Origin of the sequence: Mycetocola sp. (assembly GCF_025464835.1) — a bacterium.
Lineage (GTDB): Bacteria > Actinomycetota > Actinomycetes > Actinomycetales > Microbacteriaceae > Mycetocola_A.
The window spans coordinates 37,380-61,076 of the sequence record NZ_JAODMP010000072.1 but is presented as its reverse complement, the minus strand read 5'-3'; the positions used below and the strand labels follow the sequence as shown (position 1 = coordinate 61,076).

Here is a 23,697-nt window from a genome sequence, read left to right as displayed (position 1 = left end):
GTCGGTGGACTGACGGAGACTGGGATCGTGCCAGAGCTTCCCGAGGTCCACGCGCTTGTGACCGATCTGGGCGCGCGCCTGACCGGGCGGAGGGTCGATCGGCTGGACATGGTCTCGTTCGCCGCGCTCAAGACCTTCGATCCGCCGGTGAGCGCCGTGAACGGAGGGATCATCCGCGGGGTGACACGGCACGGCAAGTTCCTCGACCTCGTCGTGGAGGACCTGCATGTCATCCTCCATCTCGCGAGAGCCGGCTGGATCCGCTGGCGGAACGAGGCGCCGACACCGGCAGGCAAACCGGGTCGCACTGCCCTCGCCGCCCGGCTGGTACTCGACGACGGCTCCGGTTTCGACATCACCGAAGCGGGCACCAAGAAGAGCCTCGCCGTCTACCTCGTCCGTGACCCCGCCGAGGTGCCAGGCATCGCCCGGCTCGGCCCCGATCCTCTCGCGCCCGATTTCACCGAAACAGTGTTCCTCGACATCCTGAAGTCGGCAGGACGTTCCCAGATCAAGGGTGTGTTGCGTAATCAGTCGCTCATCGCCGGAATCGGCAACGCCTACTCGGACGAGATCCTGCACACCGCACGGATGTCGCCGTTCAAACCCGCCGCGATGAGCGACGAGGACGCATCGCGGCTATTCGAAGCGCTGCAGTTCACCCTTGCCGACGCGATCGCCCGCGCCGACGGCCTCGCCGCGTCAGAGCTCAAGAAGGAGAAAAAATCGGGGCTTCAGGTCCACGGGCGCACCGGAGAACCGTGCCCGGTGTGCGGTGACATGGTGCGCCAGGTGATCTACACCGATTCGACGTTCCAGTACTGCCCCACCTGCCAGACGGGCGGCAAGCCGCTCGCTGACCGGGTGCTCTCCCGCCTGCTCAAGTGACCTGTCCACTCAGGATGCTGCGGCGAGTGTCCTGGCGTGATCGGGCACGAAATTCTGCTCGTCGAAGTCCGGCCTGTCGGCGTCGCTGGCGTCCGGGCGGTCGGGGATCGTGACGGCCGCTGGTTCGCTCTGCTCATACGGCACCTGTGAGAGCAGGTGGGCGATGGTGTTCAACCTGGAGGACCGCTTGTCGTCGCTCTCCACCGTCCACCATGGCGCCTGCGGCGTGTCCGTTGCGGCGAACATGGCATCCTTCGCCCGGGAGTAGTCCTCCCACCTGGTGATCGAGGCCAGATCGGTCTCGGACAGCTTCCAGCGGCGCACCGGATCCTTGAGGCGCGATTTGAAGCGCTTCTCCTGCTCGGTGTCTGAGACCGAGAACCAGTACTTGACGAGGATGATGCCGTCGTCGACGAGCATCCGTTCCAGGGTCGGCGTCTGCTCGAGGAACCGGTCGTACTGCTCGGCCGTGCAATATTCCATGACCTTCTCGACGCCCGCCCGGTTGTACCAGGAGCGGTCCATCAGCACGATCTCACCCGCAGTCGGCAACCGTTCGATGTAGCGCTGGTAATACCACTGCCCGGCTTCGCGTTCGCTCGGCGTTGGCAGCGCGACAACTCGCACCGAACGGGGATTGAGGTACTGGACGATGCGTTTGATCGCCCCGCCCTTCCCCGCCGCGTCGCGCCCTTCGAACAGCACGAGGACCCGGGCACCTGTTGAAGCGACCCACCGCTGCATGGTGACGAGCTCGACCTGCAATCGGGTCAGCTCAGCCTCGTACAGCGCCTTGTCGAGGCGCTTGTTCTTCTTCTTCGTGGACTTCTTCGATCCGGACATCGTGTGCCCTTCCCAACTCGGATGGCTGGACTCCAGCGTCCGGCGGTGACGGGCAAACAGAAAACGGCGAGAAGCTACAGGGTGGACCTAAGGAGATTCGAACTCCTGACCTCCTCGATGCGAACGAGGCGCGCTACCAACTGCGCCATAGGCCCTGGTGTCGTCAAGATTATCACGCGATCGACCGCGTGCGATTCACTAACTGGCGATACGGCGGCGCTGGAGGATTGCGTTGATGTCTGTCGGGGCCAGTTCGGATTCGTTCACGATTCCCATCCCCGCGAAGGGGTTCGTGGCGACGACCGGCATGGCGGGCTCTACAACGGCCGGCGCGACGATGGACGGGACCGCAGGCGCCTGCTCGGCGGCACGGGCAGCCATGACCTGCGCGATCGCGGCGCGACGGAGGGCGGCGTGCGCGTCTGCCTGCGCGATCGCCTCCGCAGCGGAGGAGCCCTGCGAGAGGTGAAGCGGTTTCGGCAGAGGCATGGGCGTCCAGGTGGCTGCAGCCGGTGCGCTGGCTTCCATCTCGACGGGTTCGAAGACCGCCGGCCGCTGCACGGACTGTGTCGGCGCCAGAACCCGCAGGGTGCGCTGGCCCACCCTCGCCATGCGAACGATCATGGCGAGCGCGACGAGGGCGGTTCCGCTTGCTGTGCTGAGGAGCAGGGCAGATCCAGCCGTCGCGAGAACCCAGCCGCCGACACCCGCGGCGACGAGAGACAGAAAGAGCACGGTGGTGGCGGTGAGGCGGGCGCGTCGGCGTGCCCGGGCGATGCGCACACGCGGCTCGGCTCGCAGGGCCGTTATGGCCGCAGCAGCGGCGGCTCGAGCGGCTTCTGCGGATGCTGTCGCTTCGAGTCTGGCTCGTTCGCGCACGTCGGCCTCGACACGCTTGAGGATTCTCTGCTGCTCGGCGACGTTGCGGGCGGTGGCTTCCACGCGGATCTCGGCGGGAACCTCGGCCGTTTCGGCGAGGATGCGCAGGGTCTGCTGCAGCCGGATGGCGTTGCGTTCCGTGGCGAGATATTCGCTCTGGCGCAGCCAGGTTGGCAACAGGTAGACGATCCAGAGCACGGCGGCGACAGCGAAGACGATCCCGCCACTCAGAAGCCCGCCACCAGTCATGGCTCTAAACTACGAGCGCTTGCGGGCTTTCATCCTCATTGGCGGGGGTGTGTCACCTGAAAGTTGAGGTTGAGGGTTCAGAAAAGTGCCGGCGGCGGCAGCAGAGGGGTCTGCGAGGCCAGCCGGTCAACGGCGGGGACACTCGCTGCACCCTCCGGGACTTCTCCGTCGTGCCAGCGCCGAAGCACACCCAGCGGAACTTCCTCGCGAACGAGGGCGAAGCAGAAGTGGTCACGCCAGTCGCCGTTGATGTGGATGTAACGCCGCCGGAACCCCTCGTAGCGGAACCCCAGCTTCTCAACCACACGAAGGCTCGGCGCGTTCTCCGGACGGATGCAGATCTCCATCCGGTGCAACCCCATCTCGGTGAAGCAATAGTCGGTGGCAAGGGCCACCGAGGTCGGAGTTACCGAGCGGCCGGCGAATCGTTCGGACACCCAGTAGCCGAGCGTCGCCGAGGACAGCGAGCCGTAGGTGATGCCTGACACGTTCAGCTGTCCGGCGACTTCCCCTTCGTACTCCATCACGAGTGGCAGTCCGCCTCCAGAACGGGCATTCTGCAGCAGTGAACGGATGCTCGAGCGCATGTCGAATGAACGAGGCGCGTATGGGCTGGTCGCCTCCCACGGCCGCAACCATGAACGGTTGCTGAGCAACTCGTGCTCGATCACCTTGGCGTCGCGTACGCGAACCGGCCGAACGGTGATCGGACCGTCGCTCAGCACAGGCACGGATTGGGCCACCGCGGTTCTCCTTCACACAATGAGGCGATCTAGTCGAGTTTCCCGGCGAATTCCTTGAGCCACGGCTTCAGGTCGACACCGAGGTCTGCACGGTCGGAAGCGAGCTGGACGATGGCTTTGATGTAGTCGAGACGGTCGCCTGTGTCGTAACGGCGGCCGCGGAAGATCACGCCGTACACCCCACCGGCGATCGACTCGTCAGCGGCCAGTTCCTGGAGCGCGTCGGTGAGCTGGATTTCGCCGCCCTTGCCTGGCGCGGTCCTGTCCAGGATGTCGAACACCTCCGGGGTCAGCACGTACCGCCCGATGATCGCCAGGTTGGATGGGGCATCTTCCGGAGCCGGCTTCTCGACCAGCCCGGTCACCCGGACGACATCCGGGTTATCGGTCGCCTCGACGGCTGCACAGCCGTACATGTGGATCGTGGACGGGTCCACCTCCATGAGCGCGATGATGGTTGCCTGTCGCTCCTCCTGCTCCGAGATCATCGTGGTCAGCAGAGGGTCACGGGCGTCGATGAGGTCGTCACCGAGAAGCACGGCGAACGGCTCGTTGCCGATGTGGCGTCGCGCACGCGAGACGGCGTGCCCCAGACCGCGCGGGTCTCCCTGGCGCAGGAAATGGATGTCGGCGAGCTCACTCGACTCGACGACCCGCTCAAGGCGGTTCTTGTCCCCCTTCGCCTCGAGGGCCAGCTCAAGCTCGATGACGCTGTCGAAGTGGTTGGCAAGCGCGTTCTTGTTGCGCCCGATGATCATCAGAACGTCCCGAAGTCCCGCGCTGACCGCTTCCTCCACCACATACTGGATCGCGGGCTTGTCGACGACCGGGAGCATCTCCTTCGGCATCGCTTTAGTGGCAGGAAGGAACCGCGTTCCGAGGCCTGCGGCGGGAATGACGACTTTCCTGACTGATGAAGACATGCGTCAATCGTAGTGGGCACCCATTTTGTGGGGACAACCCGAGAGCGGACGGATTCCGGTGCAGTAACATCCGCCGCCTAGAATGGGCCCATGCCCACCCCCGCGGATCATCAGAAGCGCGCACTGCGTGCCGAACTGCGTGAACGACGGCAGAACCTCACCGTGGTCGAGCGGGAGAACGCCACGATCGGGGTGACGAACAATCTCATCTCCCTCGTGAGCGGTCTCGACGCACGGAGTGTTTCCTGCTACCTGTCGTCGCCCACCGAGCCAGACACCAGGCCGTTCGTCAACTGGGCCCTCGCGCATGACGTCCGCGTCCTGTTCCCCGTCAGCCGTGAAGACGGCTTGCTGGATTGGACCGTCGGTAGCGAGGGCGAGCAGGAGCAGCAGGGGCTGTACGGAATGCCCGAACCCGTCGGCGAGCCGCTCGGACCGATCGCCATCAACGACGTCGACCTCATCGTCGTTCCCGCCGCCGCCATCAGCCCTGACGGAACCCGGCTGGGCTGGGGACGCGGGTACTACGACAAGACCCTCGGTTCGATGGAGAAATGCCCTCCCGTGTACGCGGTCGTCTACGATTCCGAGATCGTGTCCGACATTCCGCGCGAACTGCACGACCAGCCGGTGAACGGCGTGGTCACCCCATCGCGCATCTTCGACTTCTAGCGCCCACACTCTTCGCACGACCGACCCGGCACATTGCCGCAACCAGCCAGGAAATCATCATGCCCACGTATTCGTACAAATGCACCGTCTGCGACACCGCATTCGACATCCAGCAGTCATTCACCGACGCTTCCCTCACCGAATGCCCCACCTGCGAAGGCAAGCTTCGTAAGCTCTTCAGCGCCGTCGGGGTGACCTTCAACGGATCAGGTTTCTACCGCAACGATTCGCGGAAGAGTGAGAACCCGGCAAGCAGAAAGAAGACGGAGAAGGCAACCTCCTCGGCGGCAGCGACGAGCGGCAGCAGCAGCAGCAACTCCAGCAGCGGCAGCAGCGGCAGCAGCAGTAACTCCAGCAGCAGCAGCGGCAGCAGCAGCAGCAGCAGCAGCGCTCCCGCCGCCTCCTGATCCCTTCTTCGACCTGGAGACCCACATGTTCACCGGTTTCAAAGACTTCATCATGCGCGGCAACGTCATCGACCTCGCGGTCGCTGTGGTCATCGGTGCGGCATTCACTGCGGTCGTCAACTCGATCGTCGAGAACATCTTCAACCCGCTGATCGGTGCTCTGTTTCAGGCGGACAGCCTGGATGAGTCCCTGATTCTCACTCTGGGAACTGCCCAGCTGAAGTTCGGGGCGGTGATCGGCACGATTCTGACGTTCCTCATCGTCGCCGCCGTTGTCTACTTTGTCTTTGTCCTTCCCATCAACACCATGAAGGGGCACGCTGACGCCCGCCGCAAGGCCGGAGTCGTTCGCGAGGACGCACCGGTCACCGAGATCGACGTCCTCACCGAGATCCGAGACCTGCTCGCCAGGAACACCCTGCGCCCCTAGCCCACCAGCGAAAGACCGACCGCGAGCAGCCCGGCTGCTCGCGGTTCGTCGTTGACGATCCCGTTCAACCCCAGTGCGGCGGGACGTCCTGCTTCAGCTGGGCGTCATTGGTGTCCGTGCCGGCCGCGCCCCACGGAGCATCGGTGTCCTCGACGGCGCGCACGGCTTCGGCCGTCAGCTGGGGTGTCGGGTCGGCGCCAGGAACGCCAGGTCGAATCACCCGGCGAGAACCACGGATGCGTCGCACGACGGGTGCGTCCTGGTTCTCGTTCGAGGGAGGAAGAGCGGGCATACCTCCAAGCCTAAACGGGAAAGCCTGACTTACTCGGCTGGGCCCTCCGACGCCTCCGACGTTTTCGAGTCGGCAGCCGGGGCGCCGAGCATCGACACGATCTTCGACGCGACACCGTCCGGATCGCTGAACAGGTCGAAGCTGTGCACTCGAAGGTAGTGCCAGCCCAGCCGTCGCAGAACATCGGGGCGGAGCCGCAGCGACTCGCGCAGGGAATCGGAACCGACCTCGGGGTCGGATTCCACCGCGATGGCTTTGTTCCCGTACGAGGCGACGAGGGCAAGCTTGCCGCGATATCCTACTTCGACCGAAAGCCCGTGGCGGTAGAGGCGCTCGGCGAGGTCGAGCAGCATCGGCTCTGCGCCGTCGGTTGCCGGCGGCGTCGGCTCGTGTTGCACGGGCTGGCGCAGAATCCCGGTCAGGGCGGCGATCCCGTGCTGCATCCTGTCCACATCGATGTCCTCGGGGCGGATGCACGAGACGATGACCATCGAGCGGCGGGCTCGAGTCATGCCGACGGCCAGCAGGCGATCGCCGCCAGGGGCACCGAGCGCGCCGAAGTTCGACAGGACGCGACCGTGCGGGGTGACGCCGTAGCCGAGCGAGAAGATGACCCGGTCACGGCTCTCAGCCACCGACTGCTCGAGTGTCAGCACGGTGAACGGTTCAGCGCGTTCCCTGAGGATGAAGTCCGAAAGGTCCGCGCGCGTTGCGAAAGCGGAGATGACCGCCTGATGCACGCGAGTGGCGTGCTTCTCGCTCGCGGTGATGACCATGAGCGACTCGCGCGGCCGGGAAACGGCGTGCTCGAGAACGAGGTTGACGACGCGGGCGACCTCGGCGTCGACACTCTCCACTCCCCCGGTCTCCGGGTCCGGCATACCATGCCCGTTCGGCACGTAGTCGAGGGTGAGGCTGCCGTGCCCGAGGAAGGATCCGGCCCACGGCAGCGACTCGATCTCGCCGCCGTAGAAACGGTGGTTCACGAGTTCGGCGAGGTCCTCGCCCCCAGCGCGGTAACTGCGAGTGAGGGTGAGGGTCGGCAGCAGGCCAGACAGGTGCGCGAGGGCGGAATCGGCGTGGCGTGCGTCGACGTTCTCGGCGGCATCCGGTTCCCGGAGGTCTCCGATTGCGATCTGGAACGGCGTCGGGCTCTGGGTCACCGGGTCGCCGACCGCGACGATCTGCCGTGCCCGGCGGATCGCGACGGCGTTCTCGGCGAGAGTGGTCGCGCCGGCGTCGACGAGGAACACAGCGTCGAACCGGACGCTCTCGGGGATCACGTGCACCTCGTACGGCGAGGCCAGCCACACCGGCGAGAGCACCCGTGACAGGTGCGGCGCCGAAGCCTCGAGCTTCGCCGGGCTGGCGGTTTCGGCACGGAGCAGCTTCTTGAGGGCGTTGGCTTCCTCCGGGAAGTCGACCAGCCCGATCTTCCAGGTTTCTGCGAGCAGCGAGCCGAGAAGCGCACCGGATGCCGACGCGTGTGCTTCGTCGACCAGCCGGAAGTCTGCCTCGAGGCGGTCGATGACGCTCGTGTTGGCCCCGAGCAGGGCACGGTCGGTCGCGAGCATGTGCTCGAGGACCGACTGCCACCAGGCGAGTTCGAGCTCGGCGGCGACCTGGTCCTCTGGAACGTGCCGGACGGACAGGTCGGTGATCAGCGGGGCGAGACCCTTCTCGCGGAGTTCCCCGAGAAGGGTGGTGCGCTCCTGAAGGTTCTCCATCACCTGCGAATCAGCGGCGAGCCCGGAGAGCAGCCTGATCAATTCCTTGACCGGCAGGGAGACCAGGGGCTCGGATTTGTTGCGCCCGAGGGGAACGTCGAGCTTGGCGAGATCCTCGACGACACGCTGGTAGGCGACCTGGACGTCGGCGATGCCGAGCGGAACCTCAGGGGTGACGCCGGCAGCGACGTACCGCTGCCACAGGGTCCTCTGCTGCTGGATGCGGTGGAGCGCGGCGTTCATGTCCGCGATGTGCACCCCTGGGCGCACGTATTCGCGGGCGAGTTTCTTGAGGCGGCGACGGTTCGCGCCGGACATGGCCGGGGCATCCCGCCTGTTGCTCGTCGCGGCGATCAATTCGCCGAGCGACCGGTCGAAGACGCTCGGCTGGAACTTGTCGAGGGTCTCTCGCACATCGAGGAGCAGCCGCAGGTACACGCCGAGTTCCTCGACCGATTCGAATGCGCGCATGCGGGTCTGGCCGATGAGTTCGAAACCACGCTCGAGCAGCCGGGGAAGCTCGGTGCGGTGCAGCTTCTTGGCCAGGTCATGAGTAGCCTTGGCCTGCCGGGTGCTGGCGAACTGAGCGCCGTACCAGGGAGAGTCGTCCGGGCCGTACTGGAATTCACCGAGCGCTGCCGCCGTCGCCAGCTTGCGGGCGACGATCCCGCGGTTGCCTGCGAGTTTTTCGAGCGAGACGAGATCGAGCCTGGCAGACGTGGTCGGCGGGACCGGGAGGTTGCCGAGCCTCGTCAGAGCTTCGAGGGCATCGATGACGCTGACGCCGAGGCCGCTGTCGATGCGGCGGAGCGAACCGCGGTAGTCGAGGAGCACCTTGCGCAGACGCACAAGGGCGTCGTCGACGTCGGCCACCTTCGGGGCGACGGCTTTCTCGTTGCGGGAGATCGCCTGGATCAGGTCGCGCTTGATCGTCGCCGGACTGACGGTGAAGCCGGGAAGACCCACCTTGCTGAAGCGGTGACGGATGCCGTCGAGACTTGAGCGCCGTGCGCTGACGACGAGGACACGCTTGTGCTGCTCGACGAGGGCGCCGATGGCGTTGACGACGGTCTGCGTTCCGCCGGTGCCAGGGAGTGTGGTGACGACGATGGAGTGCCCGGCGGAGATCTGCGCGATCACGTTTTCCTGCTCGGTGTCAGCGTCGAGGAGGAGGGTGTCGGTTGCCGGCGGGCGTTCGTCCTGCCCGATGGCATCCACCGGGCTGAACAGACCTTCGACGAGCCGCCGCGCGCCAGGGTTGCCTGCGAGGGCGTCCAGGACAGGGTGCTCGAGGTCGCTCGCGTCGCGGGCGAGGGCGTGTCCGACATCCGCGAAGGACGACACGACCAGCCGCGGCTGCACGCTGAACCATTCGAGGTGCTGGGTCAGGCCGCGGAGCCGGTCGATCACCGGCTGCGGCTGGAACACTCCGTTGGTGACGGCGAGCGCTTCGAACGCCTCAGCGTCGAGGGTGATCCGGTACTGCTCGTGCAAAGCTCGCGCGAGCTCAGGGTTCAGAAACGGCGCGCCCTTGAGCTTGAGTTCGAAGTCGCGCCCGTAGCGGCGGATTGCGACCGGCCGGAGAAGGACAGGCGCCGAGAATTCTTCACCGTTGTTACGCCACTGGGCCAGGCCGATCGCCAGGTGGACAGACTCGATGCCGCGCACGGTGCGCAGTTCGATGCCCTTGACGGTGATCTGATCGGCAGCCGCCTTGGCGCTACGCAGGGCGAGTTCGTCACGGATGAGGTTGGACAGCAGTGTGGAGTGGCCGGTGATGAACTGCGGAAGGCCGCCGGGGTGCGTTGAACTCAGCTCGATCCGCGTGCGCGGCTCGTCGATGAAGTGAAGCAGGGGGGAGCGCCCGCCCGCCGCTGCCAGTTGGCTGCGCCACCGCTGCCGTTCCGTGTCTGCCACGTTGCCCACCACGAAGTTCGGGTCGCCGACGCTCAGGCCGGTCGGACTGGTGACCGAGAGCGCAAGCGAGGTATTTGCGTCGTCGATATCGAAATCGCGCGCATCTGGTTTCTTGTCTAGCCGCCACACAACCCACACCCTAAGCGCTAGCCGGGCGAAATGCCGGTAGCATCACCGGTTTTCGCCGAGTTGCCAGCGTTCTTGGACGATCCACCCTCTCTGTGAACATTCCTCTGCCGCTGTGACGCGTTGGGCAGCGATCCCGCCCGCCGAAGGGACCCGCACCGCTTCCCGCGCACACGGCTCACGCCGAGAGGGCCCCGGTTGTCGTTCGGATGCCACCGCAGCAGCAGCATCACCGGACCCCTCACCATCCGCGAATCCACCGCAACAGCAACAGGGGCCCTCACCATCCGAGTCACGCCGCAACGTCGATGGAGTCGGACCCGCGGAAATAAGTGTCGCGCCCGACGCGCGTGCGTGCGCCGGTCTTCTCCCCGCGCCTCGCGGCGTCCTTCCCCGGCGACGCCGAACGCTCCCCTCAGATGGTCGAGACGGGCTCGGTACCGAAGTTCAGCGTCAGGTACCGGCCTCGTTCCGCCTGACCCCAGCGACGTGCCCCTGGAGGGATTCGAACCCCCAACCAACTCCTTAGGACGGAGGTGCTCTTCCGTTGAGCTACAGAGGCTGACTCGCCAAGTTTAGCGGAGGCGGATACCCCCTGTGCCACACCTGCGCTCGGGCGTACCATGCCAGTTGCAACATCGTCCTCCGCGGCGCCTGCCCCTCGACGGATCAACCGTCACCGAGCGGGCACCATTCTCTTCAGCCTGACGAAGATCAGGCCAACCGACCGTGGCGGAATCTCGGGCGCAGCGGTCACACACAGACGGAGTCGGCATCATGCTGATGACAAGCGCTTCTTTCACTGTCCTGCCCGCTACTGATATCAACCGCGCCCGCGAGTTCTACCGCGACAAGCTCGGCTTGGAGCCCACCCTCGACCAGGGCGAAATGCTCATGTACGGCAGCGCGACCGCCCCTGACTTCATGATCTACCAGACTCCCAACGCAGGGACCGCCCAGAACACTCAGATGTGCTGGGGCGTCACGGACATCCGCTCCGCGATGGACGAGCTTCGCTCCAGCGGCGTGACATTCGAAGAATACGACTCGGACGACCTGAAGACCGTAAACGGAATCGCGGAGTATGAGGGCGAATACAGCGCCTGGTTCAGGGACAGCGAGGGCAACTTCCTTTGCTTGTCGCAGTTCCGCAGCTAGCTCACGCGGCCGCCGGCGTCAGGTACTGGTCCCAGGACGGTGTCGCACGCTCAGCGCCGCGCACAGCCCAGGTCGGCCCGTACGGCATCCGGGGCTTGGTGCGGAGGGACCAGCCCATCTCACCAGGGGTCCTGTCACTCTTTGCGTTGTTGCATCGCAGGCAGCATGCGACGAGGTTCTCCCACGAGTCCGCTCCCCCGCGGGAGCGGGGCAGGATGTGGTCGATCGTCGACGCAGTGGTGCCGCAGTAGCCGCACCGGTTGGCGTCCCGGCGAAGCACACCGCGACGGGTGACGGGTACTCGCCGTGCGTTGGGGATTTTCACGTACCGGGTGAGAACGATGACGGATGGCCGGTCATGCGCACCGTCGGTCGCCCACACCGGGTGGCCGGTGTCGATTTCGACGATGGACGCCTTGTGATTCATCACGAGCACGAGTGCCCGCCGGAATGAAACGATGGCAAGGGGTTCGTACCCGGCGTTCAACACCAGTGTGCGCATGTCGGTTCCTCTCAAATCGCCGTGACGGCTTCACGGTCATTCGGTTCTCTCCGACCGAGGAAGAACGGGATCCGGGCAACAAAAAAGGCGCCGTCTTACAGACAGCGCCTTTCTCCAACCGACGAGCGGCAGGAACAGATGTAGCCGGCGGGCCCGGTTTCGAAGCAACCGCAAGCATCCGTGGTGTGGATACCGGGTATTCGATCCATGAGCTTCCCGCACTTTCCAAAGGTCAGGGCTTTAATGTAACGCACAAATGGCGTGCCCCCTCCAGAAGGCACACCAATTCTGTGCGAGTACCGAGGCTGTCGCGAAGACAACCTCGGATTCGATCAGATCCCGATGCGGACGACCCACCAGTTGTCGGCATAGATCGGGCCGATTCGCAGGGGCGTTCCTGGCCGTGAAGCGTGCAGGATCTTGTTGTCGCCGGCGTAGAAGCCGATGTGCCCGTCGCTGACGATGAGGTCACCGGGGACGGCATCCTGAATCGAAATCCGCTTTCCCATGTTGCCCTGGGCGGTCGACGAGTGCGGCATGCTGACGCCGAACTGGGCGTACACGTATTTCACGAAACCGGAGCAGTCGAAGCCGGCAGGAGTTGCTCCGCCGTACACATACGGCACACCCTGGTACTGCAGCGCGACCGAGTAGACCTGGGCGAGGCTGAAGTTCGGGTACGGCGGCGCCTTCGCGAGGTCCTCGGCCGACGGGCCGGAGAACTTATTCTGCGTGTTGGTGAATGCGGCGCGCTGGGAGGCGGCGTCGGCCGCAGCTTTCGCAGCCGCTTCTGCTGAGGCGGCGTCTGCTGCGGCCTTCGCGGCCGCCGCAGCAGCAGCGGCGTTCGCGGCGGCGAGTTCCTCCTCGGTCGTGGCCGAGTAACCGTCGCGGGCGACAGCGTTCGCGGTGATGCTGGTACCGACGGAGAGGGACTGCGCCCCGGATTCCTTCAACGACTGGAGTGAGGCGGTGCCCGCCGCATCCGTCTCAGGTGTGAAGGCGTACGCCGGCAACGCCATGGTGGCGAACAGGCCGGGCACAACGAGCGCCATGATGGCGGTGGAACGCCAGGCCCTCCAGCCGGACGTGGTCGAACTCATCGGCCGGGGCGCTGGCCTGGTTGGCGCGGCGGGTGGTGTGGTGCCGCGGGGGGCCGCGAGGCGTGAAGAGACCGCTGCCTGCCTCGCGACGGTTCCGGAGCCCGAAGGCTGCAACGTTTCCCCGAGCGACTGAGGATCAGTAGAAATGGGCAAGGTGGAAACCTCCGGCGCCCTGCACAACCTTTAGGGAGGCTGCCTCGTCCGCGAAAAGATCGGGTTTTCCGGCGCAGGGAGACGAGCAAGAAAGGCGCCCGGCGCTGGGTCCTGTGATCGGCTTGCGACCTTCGGACTTATCCGAGGGTACGGGATCGTTACCGATTTGTCACCAAAGTCGGAATATTTCTAACGAATTCATAACGACCGGAGATCGGATGGTGCGGACGCCTTCGTTGGACACGGACTTCGGAACCGCGCTAGGACCCGGGTTACGCGTCCTGCACGAAGATGTGTCCGGCCACTTCATTGGGCAGCTCGAGGCCGTCACCGAAACCATCAACCCGCACGAGAACGTACGATCCGATCGCTGAGAAGCTGCCGATGTTGCCGGGCATCACACCGGCCTGCTTGAGCTGGAGCAACAGCTCTGGGTCGACCTGCGCCGGTTCGCCGAGGCGGCGGATTGTCGCTGTGATGGCGCTCGGGGATCCGCGGACCAGTTCCACGAGGTTCGTGACGCCATGGGAGAAGGTACCCGCCGGGGTGTCGCCCAACTCGTCGAGCCCCGGAATCGGGTTACCGTACGGCGACTCGGTGGGGTGATCGAGCATTGCCAGGAGCTTGCGCTCGACCTGCTCGCTCATCACGTGTTCCCAGCGGCAGGCTTCCTCGTGGACGAATTCCCACTCCAGGCCGATGACGTCGCTGAGCAGACGCTCCGCAAGGCGGTGTTTGCGCATCACGTGGATGGCTTTCCGGCGGCCGGGGACAGTCAACTCGAGGTGGCGATCACCGGAGACCACGACGAGGCCGTCGCGTTCCATCCGGCCGACCGTCTGTGACACCGTCGGGCCCGAGTGACCAAGCCGCTCAGAGATCCGTGCACGAAGCGGCACGATGTTCTCTTCTTCAAGCTCAAGAATGGTACGGAGGTACATCTCGGTGGTGTCAATCAGATCTGTCATTGACGTCTCCCCTGGGTTCAGCGCAGTTGCGACCAGCCTACCGGTCCACCCTGAACGGATCTGGTCGCCGCCGCGCTCCCTGTCGGCACCGCGATGGCACGCCTGAGCTTCTACAATTGGCGGATGCCAGAGATTACCCTCCCCCCAGAACTCCTGCCCGCCGATGGTCGCTTCGGTTGCGGCCCCTCAAAAGTCCGGGCGGAGCAGGTGGACGCCATTGTCCGCGCCAGCGCCGACCTGCTCGGCACCTCGCACAGGCAGGCGCCTGTCAAGGATCTCGTCGGGAGCGTGCGCTCCGGATTCGAGGACCTGTTCTCGCTTCCGGATGGGTACGAGGTCATCCTCGGCAACGGCGGGTCGACCGCATTCTGGGATGCCGCCGCATTCGGCCTGATCGAACGCCGCAGCGAGAACCTGACCTTCGGCGAATTCGGCCAGAAGTTTGCAAAGGCCGCAGCAGCACCGTGGCTCGAGGCACCGCTGGTTCGCGATGCCCCCGGCGGCTCGCGCAGCGAGGTCGAGGTAGCCGAGGGCATCGACGTTTACGCTTGGCCGCACAACGAGACATCGACAGGCGTCATGGCCCCCGTTCGCCGGGTGGCCGGCGACGACGGCGCACTCACCGTGATCGACGCGACCAGCGCCGCCGGCGGCATCTCGATTGACGCGAGCGAGACGGATGTCTACTACTTCGCCCCGCAGAAGAACTTCGCGTCGGACGGCGGCCTGTGGTTCGCCCTTTTCTCACCGGCGGCCCTCGAACGTGTGAACCGCGTCGCAGCATCCGGTCGCTACATTCCTGAGTTCCTCAGCCTCAAGAACGCGGTGGACAACTCGCGCCTGAATCAGACGCTGAACACCCCGGCGCTTGCGACTCTCATCATGCTCGACAGTCAGCTCCAGTGGATGAACGGCAACGGCGGCCTGGACTGGGCATCCGCACGGACCGCCGAGTCGTCCTCGCACCTGTACGACTGGGCTGAGAAAACGTCGTACACGACCCCGTTCGTTTCGAACCCCGAGCACCGGTCGCAGGTCGTCGTCACCATCGACTTCGACGAGTCGATCGACGCCGCCGCGATCGCCAAGGTCCTTCGGGCCAACGGCATCGTCGACACTGAGCCATACCGGAAGCTCGGCAGGAACCAGCTGCGTGTGGCAACCTTCACCGCCATCGAGCCCGAAGACGTCCGCCAGCTCACCCGCAGCATCGAGTACGTCGTCGACGCGCTGTAAACGACAGTTCGACAGTGTGAAGGCCCCCTCCGCGGAGGGGGCCTTCACTGTCGAACGAACGGGTGATGCTCAGTCGCCGCACTCAGTAGCTGCGGTCAAGACCCTCGCTGCCGGACTCGTCGTCGTCCTCGTCGTCGTCATCGTCGGACTCGTCATCGTCATCGTCGGACTCGTCGTCGTCCTCGTCGTCGTCATCATCGTCGGACTCGTCATCGTCGGACTCGTCGGCGTCATCGTCATCGTCGGACTCGTCATCGTCGTCATCGTCGTCGGTCTCACCCGGGTCCTGGTCGATCTCGTCGACATCCACGCCGTCGACATCGCCGGCGTGGAGAATGCTGAAGACGTCTTCGTCGTCTTCATCGTCGCTGTCGTCGAGAACGGCGGCGGCCTCGGCAAGCGCACGTGCCTCGTTCTCCGCGACTTCCTGACCCGCCTGGTAATCGGCGAGACGCTCAGACCACGGCACCCACTCAGGGGCAAGAAGCGCGTCCTCGCCCGGCATCAGCTCCGTCTCGAGCACGGTGACGGTTTCCGCATCACCGACACGGGAAAGTGTGACGGTCCAATGCCAACCCGGGTAACCACGGAGTTTGCTGTCGAAGAAAAGCGAGAGCACGTGATCATCTTCAGCAACGTGCCCGACGGGGTCGCCGACGGTGTCAGCGGGGGTCACCTCGAGCAACGCTGCGCGCGCCAGGTCGACCGAGGCGAGCAGGACCTCGTCGGCAACCGGTGCCGGGCGGGCCACCGCGGAATCCCCGGCGGCGCTCGACGCGTCGCCCGCCTCGTGGACCGAGCCGTCCGCCGCAGGCTCATCGGTCTGGGCGCCGTCAGGCACCTCTTCGCCGATCGCCGCAGGTTCGTGCGGCGCAACATCCGCCTGCTGGTCGCCGTCGTCCGATACTGCGCCTGCAACATCCGCCGCCGGTTCCACCGCGGTCTGCGGCGATGTCTCTTCTGAGAGGGCTGGTTCGTGCGTCGGCTCTATGGTGGAGTTCTCAGTGGTGGTCATCGGAGTGCTCCTCTGGAAAAGACGGCGGGCCCAGCCTGGCGCAGCGATCACGCGTCCAGTTCGTCGGCCACGCGTCGCAGCAACAGCGCGACCTTGCGGCTATGGGCGTTGTCAGGATAACGGCCCCTGCGGAGGTCTCCTCCGAGTCCGTCGAGCAGCTTCACGAGGTCCTCGACGATGATGGCCATGTCGTCAGCCGGCTTGCGCTTCATCTTCACGAGGCTCGGCGGCGCATCGAGCACCCGGACGGAGAGCGCCTGCACTCCGCGCTTGCCATCGGCGATACCGAACTCGAGGCGGGTGCCTGCTTTGACGGAGGTAACGCCTGCAGGCAGAGCGGAGGCATGCAGGAAGACTTCCTGGCCGTCGTCGCTCGAGATAAAGCCGAAGCCTTTCTCGTCGTCGTAGAACTTAACCTTGCCGGTGGGCATGGACGAACCTCGCTGTGAACTGGACACGCCGACCTGGAGCCGGCGTGCGGTGCTGTCGTCCCGGCAGGAGCCGCAGACGAACGGGACGTTCCCGCCCCTCCAGCTTAGAGCGTCAGTGGAATCCGCGGCACCTTCCCGTCCATTGGGGAAGGGAGCCCTATGCCGATAGCCTGAGAACTGTGACCGATCCTCAAAAGCACAACGTCAGCCGCTCCGAACGGGTCCTGGCATTCATGCTGCTCGCGCTCGTCCTGCTCTCCGTTGGCACTTTCGTCGCGATCATGGTCGGCACGATGCAGGGAATGGGGTCCGACGACTTCGCGAGCGGGCTGTGGCCCGTCGTCGTCATGGTTCCGTACATCGGCCTTCCGCTGGCGATCGTGCTCCTGATCACCCTCATGGTTTCCAGCGCTGTGCGGCGCGCGCGGGAATCCCGCCGAGACCAGCCGGAGCACTGACCGGGGAACCGGCTACCAGATGACCGACATCCTGACCCTCGCCAGCAACCTTCGGGCTCTGCCGGATGCAGCGCTGGAGGAGCTGCTCACCGAACGCCGTGTGGCGTCCGCCGTTCGGGCGCAGGATTTCTTCGACCTGGCTGAACTCCTGCTCGACCCGTCGAGCATCCGGGGCGTTCTTCGACGACTCGATCGGCTGACCCTCAGCGTCCTCGCCGCCGCCACGACGACGCCGCTCCCGGCCCAGGCGATCGCCGACCGGCTCACCGCACTCGGGGCGACAGACGTGAAGAGCGACGAGGTGGAGGAACGCGCTGCGTTCGCCGCGGACCGCGCGCTCCTCTCGCGCGTCGACGGCGGCTACGCAGCGATCGAAGCAGTCGCAGCGGTGCTGGCGACATGGTCGACGTCCGGTGTCCCGATCGCTGTGCAACTGGTGACAACGCCTGCTCCTGCCCTTCCCCCTGCACCGACCGAGGCATCACACGCCCTGACCGACCTGAGCGCCGCGGAACACGCCTTCCAGACCACCTCGGCCAGCGGTGAGCTGCTCCTGGAGCTCCTTTCCAATCCGGCCCGTGAACTGGGCAAGGGCGGTCCGGCTCTGCCCGAGCGCAAACGGCTGGCAGCGATCATGCAGGTCCACGGCCACACAATCGACGCCTATCTCGACCTGACCGTCCGCGCCGGCCTCGTCAACCACGTTCCCGGCCTCTGGCTCACAGCACCGGCCGGCGAGGAGTGGCTCACCCTCACCGCGAGGGAACGCTGGCGGATTCTCGCCGCTGCCTGGCTCAACGCGCTCCCCTCACAGGTGCGTGCCGTGCTCAGCGGACGCACCCGCTCCACTTGGGGCACTGCACTGCATGACTACGCCCAGTGGTTGTATCCCGCGGGGGGCGACTGGATCCGCGGCCAGGTCTCCCGTGTCACCGACCAGGCCACCATGCTCGGGATAACCAGCGGCCCCTCTCCCGAGATGCAGGTGCCGAGCACCGCTGGGCGGATCCTTCTTGAAACGGATGCCGCGGCCGCCGCGACCGCCATGGCCTCCCACTTCCCCGCCCACGTGCGCAACGTGTACCTCCAGCACGACTTGACCGTCATCGCGCCCGGTCCGCTCCAGCCTGAACTCGACCGTCGGCTTCGGACGGTCGCCGACCTCGAGGGACGGGCCCAGGCCTTCAGCTACCGCCTGTCGGCTGAAAGCGTCAACCGGGCGCTGTCCGCGGGCGAGTCGGCACCCGGAATACTCCAATTCCTTTCCTCTCTCTCGCTGACCGGCATCCCGCAGCCCGTCGATCAGCTCATCTCACAGGCGGCGTCCCGGTTCGGCGCGATCCGGGTGGGTGCCATCCCGGACGACCACCCGGATGCCGTCTCCCGCGATGCGAGGACCTACGTGCGCTCCGATGACAGCTCCATGCTCGGCCAGCTCGACGTCGACCAGTCGGTCGCGTCGCTCGGACTGCGGCGGACGGGCACCAACCGGATGCTCAGCCGGTTCGACCTGGAGGTCGTGTTCTGGGCGATCAGCGATGCGCGGTATCCCGTCGCGGCAGAGACCGCATCGGGTGAGTTGATCAGCCTGCGCCGTCGTCATGTGGCGCCGCCGATGGACGCTCCTCCTCCACTTCCCGATCACGGCATCCTGATCAGCCGGCTGCGCGAGGTCGAGGGTGACACGTCCGGCGGCACGGATGTGGCCTGGATCGCACGTCAGCTCGACGCGGCGATCCGCGCGAAGCAGACGGTGACGATCACCGTCGAGGTGCCGCGCTCGGGCCCCATGGATTTCGTGCTTGAACCTACCGGCGTGTCCGGGGGCAGGCTTCGGGGGCGGGACAAGAAGGCGGACATCGAACGCACCCTGCCGCTGTCGAGCATCATCGCCCTGAAGTAGGTTCAGGCCGGCTGGCGCACATAGCGCAGCAGCAGCGTCCCCTGTGAGCTCAGCACGTGCGCGAGTGCCATCCGGCGCTGGATGCCCGTCCGGGTTCCCTCGGTGATCCGCCCGGCCCCTGGGCCTTCCGCGAACGGGCTGATGGTGAGGCAGATCTCGTCGACGGCGTCGCCGCTGAGGAGGTCGCCGAAGAAATGCGGCCCACCCTCGGAGTGCACCTGCACGAGCCCGCGCTTCGCGAGCAGCGAGCGGATCCTGGCCGTGTCGACGTGCTCTTCGCCGGCGAGGAGCACATCCGCGACTTCGGCGAGCGCCATCCGTCGCTCCGCCGGTGCTCGTTCGACGGTGACCACGATCGGCCGCACGGGGGCGTCGGTGAAGATCCGGTCGGCGGGGTCGAGCTCCAGCCCGGCCGATACGATCCCGAAAACCGGCTGGTCTGCAAGGCCGTGCTCACGCCGCCACCGCACCGCCGGCTCGTCGAGTCTCATCGGTCCGTAGCCCTCGGCGCGCACGGTGCCGGCGCCGACGAGAACGACGTCGCACAGTCGCCTCAGGACGTCGAAGACCCGCTTGTCGGCGGGAGTGCCGAGGCCCGCCGTCAGGCCGTTGTGGGTCCCGGCACCGTCGATGCTGGAGACGAAATTCACCCGCAGCCACGGCACGGCACGGTCGGCGACCGCGTACAGGTCTGCGATCTCGTCGTCGCTGAGTGCCGCGCCGCCCTCGAGCAGCGAGATGCCGGACTCAGTCATTCGTCTCCCCCATGTTGTGGCGCAGGCGCGCCGGTTGCCGGAACCCGAGGATCGCCTCGGTCATGCGGGCAGTCTGGAGGGCAGGGGCGACGTTGTGCATGCGAAGAATCCTCGCACCGTTGACGATGGCGACGACAGCGGCAGCGAGCGAACCGGTCACGCGCTCCCCGCGATCCCGGTCGAGCGTCTCACCGATGAAGTCCTTGTTCGACACTGCGGCGAGCGCTGGATAGCCCAGATCCGCGATCTCGGCGAAGCGCCGGGTCAGTTCCAGGGAGTGAAGCGTGTTCTTGTTGAGGTCATGCCCTGGATCGATGAGAATCCTCTCGGCAGGGACTCCGGCGGCCAGGGCGGCATCGACGCGCTCGGCCAGAAAGGCAGCAACCTCGGCGACCACGTCGGAGTATTGCGGCCGGGCGAATGGCGTGCGCGGCTCCGCGAGGCTGTGGGTGATGACGACCCCTGCTGTGCTGTCCGCGATGACGCCGACCATGTCCGGGTTCCGAAGGCCGGTGGTGTCGTTGATGAGATCCGCGCCCGCACGGATGCTCGCGAGCGCCACCTCCGGCTGGAAAGTGTCGACGGAGATCACCACGTCGGATGCCGCCCGCACGGCTTCGATGACGGGCACGACGCGGTCGATCTCGGCCGGGACGGAGATCTCAGGCCCTGGCGCAAACGGCGCTCCCCCGATATCGACCATTTCGGCGCCGTCGGCCACGGCCGCGAGCGCCGCTGCGACGGCGCGATCGAGACTGAACGTGCTCCCACGGTCGTAGAACGAATCCGGCGTCCTGTTGATGATCGCCATCACCACGACCTGCCGGGAGAAGTCGAACGTGCGGAACCCGATCGTGCGCACCGGCGCGATGAGTTCCGGCGCCCGCGCTGGGTTCGCCGGTTGATGGTTGGACATGCGTCCATCGTGCCGCACGAGCAGCGCACACCGGGGGTGTACAGGAAGGTCTCAGCTAACACGCAGAGACTGGTGTCATGACTGGACCACGCATTCTCATCGTCGATGACGAACCGAACATCCGCGACCTGCTCACCACGAGTCTCCGCTTCGCCGGCTTCGCCGTGCGCGCGGTGGGAAACGGTGCCCAGGCCATCTCGGCGGTCCTGGAAGAAGAGCCTGACCTGATCATCCTGGATGTCATGCTGCCCGACATGAACGGATTCGGCGTCACCAAGCGCCTGCGCTCCGCCGGGTACACAGCGCCGATCCTCTTCCTCACGGCGAAGGACGACACCGAGGACAAGATCATGGGCCTCACCGTCGGCGGCGACGACTACGTCACGAAGCCCTTCAGCCTCGACGAAATCGTCGCCCGCATCAAGGCAATCCTCAGACGAACGATGCATGCTGATGAGGATGCCGTCATCCGCGCAGGCGAACTCACCATGGATCAGGACACCCATGAGGTTGTCGTCGGCGAAACGCCCATCGAGTTGAGCCCGACCGAGTTCAAGCTTCTGCGCTACCTCATGCTGAACCCCAACCGGGTGTTGAGCAAGGCGCAGATTCTCGATCACGTCTGGGAGTACGACTTCAATGGTGATGCCGGCATCGTCGAGAGCTATATTTCCTACCTGCGCCGCAAGCTGGACCAGTTCTCGACGGAACCGCTCATCCAGACCAAGCGCGGATTCGGCTACATGCTGAAGACAGCGAAGGCGTAGACCGAATACAGGTACATGCACGATCAAGTAGCCGAGTGGTGGAACGCGATTTCACTGCGCACGAAGATCACCGGCGTGACCGTGCTCGTCCTGACCTTCGGACTGCTCATAGCCGGGGTGGGCACGGTCGTGATGCTGCGACCGGCGCTCGTGGACAAAGTCGACACCGACCTCATCTCTGCCGCGCAGTCCCCCGTGCCGCCCGGGTTCCTCAACCTGGAGAACACGGAGGCCGACAACGCGGGTGACATGGTCAAGGACGCCATGTCGTCGGATTACTTCACCGCGATCTACGACGCAGACGGACAGTTGCGCGCAGCAACCTGGCAAGACCGCCCCGAAGAGTCGCTGCCGAAGATCAGCACGACGTTCGAGTTGTCTGACGCCGTCAAAAGCGACGGGGTGTTCGAGCTCGAAAGCCTCGACCGCAAGGCGACGTACCACGCCGTCGTGGTGCCGTACCAGTGGGACCACCAGGGCAACATCGGTGTCGTCCTCGTCGCCATCTCGATGCGCGAAACCGAGACGATCATCGCCACCTACCTGACGATCTTCTTCGGCCTCGGCCTCGGCGTGATCATTCTCGGCGCGCTGCTGACCCGGCTTCTGGTCACAAGCACGTTCCACCCGCTGCGCGAGGTCGAGCACACGGCGGCCGCGATCGCCGACGGTGACTTCAGCCAGCGCCTCGCTGTCGCGACGCCGAACACCGAGGTCGGCCGCCTCAACCGCTCACTCAACACGATGCTTGCGCGCATCGACCAGGCCTTCGCCGATCGGGCCAGGACGATCGAGCAGATGCGCCGCTTCGTCGGCGACGCCAGCCATGAACTTCGCACCCCGCTGGTCACTGTGCGTGGCTACGCCGAGTTGTACCGGATGGGCGCATTGCAGAACACCGAGGACCTCGCTCAGGCGATGGAGCGGATCGAGAAAGAGGCGATCAGGATGGGCGGTCTCGTCGAGGACCTGCTCGAACTGGCCCGGCTTGATGAAACCAAACCGATGGTGCTGACTCCCGTCGATCTCTCTCCCATCGCCAGGGACGCTGCCCTCGACGCGAACGCGTCGTCCCCCCGCCGCACGGTGTCCGTCGTGGTCGACAACCCCCCGGCATCCGAGACCGCGCCAGCGCCGCAGCCGTCGGAATCGGTGGCTACGGCGTCGACGGTCACCCGCTCGCCTCGCGCCGACGAGGAGTCGACTCCCACTCGCCCGATCGCGTTCGCCGGCGCGACGCTCGCCCGGTTGCGGCAGCGCCGGCCCCGGAAACCGGTCGGCGGCGTTCTGCTCGATCCGGATCCCAGCGTGGCATCCCAGCCGATCCCTGAAACACCGGCAATCGTGCTCGGCGAGGAGAACAAACTGCGTCAGGTGGTGACCAACCTGGTCGGCAACGCGCTGCGGTTCACGCCGGACGACAGCCCCCTGGAGATCGGGGTGTCAGCGAATCCGCATACCGGCACCGCCACGATCGCGGTCATCGACCACGGCTCTGGCGTGCCTCCACAGATTCGGGAGAAGATCTTCCAGCGCTTCTGGCGCGCAGACACGTCTCGTACCCGCGAGACAGGAGGCTCGGGTCTCGGACTCGCGATCGTCTCGTCGATCGTCGCCGCGCATCACGGCCGGGTTTCCGTCTCTGAGACGCCGGGAGGTGGCGCCACCTTCCGCATCGAACTGCCACTCGCCGAATCCGTGGGAGCGGCGACGGCCGGCTGACCGGTCGCCTCTGGCTCCACAGCCTCGGGGTTCCTCCCCAACAGCCAGGGCTGTTCACGGAGTGCACCGCCGGGCTGATCGCAGGAATCTCCGCCCGCACCACGCCTACCGTCGACGAGACGGATGACGCGCCACGCGCCCTCCGAAATACTGAAGGAGGACGACATGACCAGGTACCAGGTCGACAGCGACATCGTTATGGGAACGACGGGTTCCGTCCGTGCGCGGATCGAAACGATCCAGGGAGAGGTTCAGGCGATGATGCAACAGCTGACAGAGCTTCAGTCGACGTGGACGGGAGAAGCCTCGAACGCCTTCCAGAGCGTCGTCGCTGACTGGCGCGGCACACAGCGCAGGGTCGAGGAGAGCGCGATCCATATCAACACAGCGCTCGCGAGGGCAGGGGCGCAGTATTCCGAAATCGAGCGGTCGAACGCCGGCCTGTTCAGGATGTGACGCGGCACAGCGCGACTGCCTGCACGACGACAGCGGGGCGCCTCCCGAAGGAGACGCCCCG

24 protein-coding genes and 2 tRNA genes are annotated in these 23,697 nt (G+C 65.7%); 11 read left to right on the top strand and 15 right to left on the bottom strand.

Annotation, left to right across the window (positions count from 1 at the left end; all coding sequences use genetic code 11):
• The first annotated feature begins 27 nt into the window (after nt 1-27).
• Entirely contained in the window at nt 28-888 is an 861-nt protein-coding gene (locus JWP90_RS09480) for a DNA-formamidopyrimidine glycosylase family protein (RefSeq protein WP_297363022.1), read from the top strand.
• 9 nt (nt 889-897) lie between these two features.
• Here the strand turns inward: JWP90_RS09480 and ppk2 are convergent, their stop codons facing one another.
• The 5 genes from ppk2 to galU all read right to left on the bottom strand — a co-directional run bounded on the left by ppk2 (nt 898) and on the right by galU (nt 4,525).
• Nucleotides 898-1,731, bottom strand: coding sequence for a polyphosphate kinase 2 (ppk2, locus tag JWP90_RS09475; protein ID WP_297363020.1), 834 nt, complete (start codon nt 1,729-1,731; stop codon nt 898-900).
• A gap of 82 nt (nt 1,732-1,813) precedes the next feature.
• A tRNA-Ala gene (locus JWP90_RS09470) sits at nt 1,814-1,886 on the bottom strand.
• Between the two features lie 43 nt (nt 1,887-1,929).
• Nucleotides 1,930-2,859 carry a hypothetical protein gene (locus JWP90_RS09465; protein ID WP_297363017.1) on the bottom strand — a complete coding sequence of 310 codons (930 nt, stop codon included), beginning with the start codon at nt 2,857-2,859 and terminating at the stop codon, nt 1,930-1,932.
• Nucleotides 2,860-2,936: 77 nt separating this feature from the next.
• Entirely contained in the window at nt 2,937-3,602 is a 666-nt protein-coding gene (locus JWP90_RS09460) for a GNAT family protein (protein ID WP_297363014.1), read from the bottom strand.
• Between the two features lie 29 nt (nt 3,603-3,631).
• Nucleotides 3,632-4,525: a UTP--glucose-1-phosphate uridylyltransferase GalU gene (gene galU, locus JWP90_RS09455; RefSeq protein ID WP_297363011.1), complete on the bottom strand. Its 894-nt coding sequence runs from the start codon at nt 4,523-4,525 to the stop codon at nt 3,632-3,634.
• A gap of 90 nt (nt 4,526-4,615) precedes the next feature.
• On the opposite strand from galU, the gene JWP90_RS09450 reads away from it, so the two are divergent.
• The 3 genes from JWP90_RS09450 to mscL are packed head-to-tail and all read left to right on the top strand — an operon-like array spanning nt 4,616 to nt 6,034.
• Complete coding sequence (locus JWP90_RS09450; protein ID WP_297363008.1) at nt 4,616-5,197, top strand: 5-formyltetrahydrofolate cyclo-ligase; 582 nt, start codon at nt 4,616-4,618, stop codon at nt 5,195-5,197.
• Nucleotides 5,198-5,256: 59 nt separating this feature from the next.
• A complete protein-coding gene (locus JWP90_RS09445) occupies nt 5,257-5,604 on the top strand; it encodes an FmdB family zinc ribbon protein (RefSeq protein WP_297363005.1) in 348 nt (115 codons plus the stop codon).
• A gap of 25 nt (nt 5,605-5,629) precedes the next feature.
• Nucleotides 5,630-6,034 (top strand): large conductance mechanosensitive channel protein MscL, encoded by a 405-nt coding sequence (gene mscL / locus JWP90_RS09440; RefSeq protein WP_297363002.1) that lies wholly within the window; start codon nt 5,630-5,632, stop codon nt 6,032-6,034.
• Between the two features lie 64 nt (nt 6,035-6,098).
• Here the strand turns inward: mscL and JWP90_RS09435 are convergent, their stop codons facing one another.
• The 3 genes from JWP90_RS09435 to JWP90_RS09425 all read right to left on the bottom strand — a co-directional run bounded on the left by JWP90_RS09435 (nt 6,099) and on the right by JWP90_RS09425 (nt 10,658).
• Complete coding sequence (locus tag JWP90_RS09435) at nt 6,099-6,326, bottom strand: hypothetical protein (RefSeq protein WP_297362999.1); 228 nt, start codon at nt 6,324-6,326, stop codon at nt 6,099-6,101.
• A 29-nt stretch (nt 6,327-6,355) separates the two neighbouring features.
• Nucleotides 6,356-10,057, bottom strand: coding sequence for an AAA family ATPase (locus tag JWP90_RS09430; protein WP_297363062.1), 3,702 nt, complete (start codon nt 10,055-10,057; stop codon nt 6,356-6,358).
• Between the two features lie 529 nt (nt 10,058-10,586).
• Nucleotides 10,587-10,658 (bottom strand) — tRNA-Arg (locus tag JWP90_RS09425).
• Between the two features lie 215 nt (nt 10,659-10,873).
• On the opposite strand from JWP90_RS09425, the gene JWP90_RS09420 reads away from it, so the two are divergent.
• Nucleotides 10,874-11,254, top strand: a complete 381-nt coding sequence (locus JWP90_RS09420; protein WP_297362996.1) for a VOC family protein — start codon at nt 10,874-10,876, stop codon at nt 11,252-11,254.
• A gap of 1 nt (nt 11,255) precedes the next feature.
• On the opposite strand, the gene JWP90_RS09415 is transcribed toward JWP90_RS09420, so the two are convergent.
• From JWP90_RS09415 to JWP90_RS09405, 3 genes are all read right to left on the bottom strand, one after another.
• On the bottom strand, nt 11,256-11,756 hold the full coding sequence (locus JWP90_RS09415; protein WP_297362993.1) for an HNH endonuclease: 501 nt from the start codon (nt 11,754-11,756) through the stop codon (nt 11,256-11,258).
• A 332-nt stretch (nt 11,757-12,088) separates the two neighbouring features.
• Nucleotides 12,089-12,856, bottom strand: a complete 768-nt coding sequence (locus JWP90_RS09410) for a C40 family peptidase (protein ID WP_297362989.1) — start codon at nt 12,854-12,856, stop codon at nt 12,089-12,091.
• Between the two features lie 425 nt (nt 12,857-13,281).
• Nucleotides 13,282-13,977, bottom strand: coding sequence for a metal-dependent transcriptional regulator (locus JWP90_RS09405; protein WP_297362986.1), 696 nt, complete (start codon nt 13,975-13,977; stop codon nt 13,282-13,284).
• Nucleotides 13,978-14,100: 123 nt separating this feature from the next.
• Between JWP90_RS09405 and serC the strand changes: the two genes are divergently transcribed.
• Entirely contained in the window at nt 14,101-15,213 is a 1,113-nt protein-coding gene (gene serC / locus JWP90_RS09400) for a phosphoserine transaminase (RefSeq protein ID WP_297362983.1), read from the top strand.
• Between the two features lie 82 nt (nt 15,214-15,295).
• On the opposite strand, the gene JWP90_RS09395 is transcribed toward serC, so the two are convergent.
• Both JWP90_RS09395 and JWP90_RS09390 read right to left on the bottom strand, forming a co-directional pair.
• Nucleotides 15,296-16,228, bottom strand: coding sequence for a DUF3027 domain-containing protein (locus tag JWP90_RS09395; RefSeq protein ID WP_297362980.1), 933 nt, complete (start codon nt 16,226-16,228; stop codon nt 15,296-15,298).
• A 47-nt stretch (nt 16,229-16,275) separates the two neighbouring features.
• On the bottom strand, nt 16,276-16,659 hold the full coding sequence (locus JWP90_RS09390) for a cold-shock protein (protein WP_121672606.1): 384 nt from the start codon (nt 16,657-16,659) through the stop codon (nt 16,276-16,278).
• 179 nt (nt 16,660-16,838) lie between these two features.
• Between JWP90_RS09390 and JWP90_RS09385 the strand changes: the two genes are divergently transcribed.
• Both JWP90_RS09385 and JWP90_RS09380 read left to right on the top strand, forming a co-directional pair.
• Nucleotides 16,839-17,117 (top strand): multidrug ABC transporter ATPase, encoded by a 279-nt coding sequence (locus tag JWP90_RS09385; protein WP_297362974.1) that lies wholly within the window; start codon nt 16,839-16,841, stop codon nt 17,115-17,117.
• A gap of 19 nt (nt 17,118-17,136) precedes the next feature.
• A complete protein-coding gene (locus tag JWP90_RS09380; protein ID WP_297362972.1) occupies nt 17,137-19,020 on the top strand; it encodes a helicase-associated domain-containing protein in 1,884 nt (627 codons plus the stop codon).
• Nucleotides 19,021-19,022: 2 nt separating this feature from the next.
• On the opposite strand, the gene JWP90_RS09375 is transcribed toward JWP90_RS09380, so the two are convergent.
• Together JWP90_RS09375 and folP are read right to left on the bottom strand one after the other, a co-directional pair.
• Nucleotides 19,023-19,775: a pyrimidine reductase family protein gene (locus tag JWP90_RS09375; RefSeq protein ID WP_297362970.1), complete on the bottom strand. Its 753-nt coding sequence runs from the start codon at nt 19,773-19,775 to the stop codon at nt 19,023-19,025.
• Nucleotides 19,768-20,691 carry a dihydropteroate synthase gene (folP, locus tag JWP90_RS09370; protein WP_297362967.1) on the bottom strand — a complete coding sequence of 308 codons (924 nt, stop codon included), beginning with the start codon at nt 20,689-20,691 and terminating at the stop codon, nt 19,768-19,770. The genes JWP90_RS09375 and folP overlap by 8 nt, the downstream gene beginning before the upstream one ends.
• Nucleotides 20,692-20,768: 77 nt before the next feature.
• Between folP and JWP90_RS09365 the strand changes: the two genes are divergently transcribed.
• The 3 genes from JWP90_RS09365 (at nt 20,769) to JWP90_RS09355 (ending at nt 23,636) form a co-directional block, all read left to right on the top strand.
• A complete protein-coding gene (locus JWP90_RS09365) occupies nt 20,769-21,458 on the top strand; it encodes a response regulator transcription factor (protein ID WP_297362963.1) in 690 nt (229 codons plus the stop codon).
• Between the two features lie 15 nt (nt 21,459-21,473).
• The gene (locus tag JWP90_RS09360; protein WP_297362961.1) at nt 21,474-23,180 is read left to right on the top strand and encodes an ATP-binding protein; all 1,707 of its coding nucleotides are present in this window, start codon (nt 21,474-21,476) and stop codon (nt 23,178-23,180) included.
• A 165-nt stretch (nt 23,181-23,345) separates the two neighbouring features.
• On the top strand, nt 23,346-23,636 hold the full coding sequence (locus tag JWP90_RS09355) for a WXG100 family type VII secretion target (protein WP_297362959.1): 291 nt from the start codon (nt 23,346-23,348) through the stop codon (nt 23,634-23,636).
• The last annotated feature ends 61 nt before the right edge of the window (nt 23,637-23,697 follow it).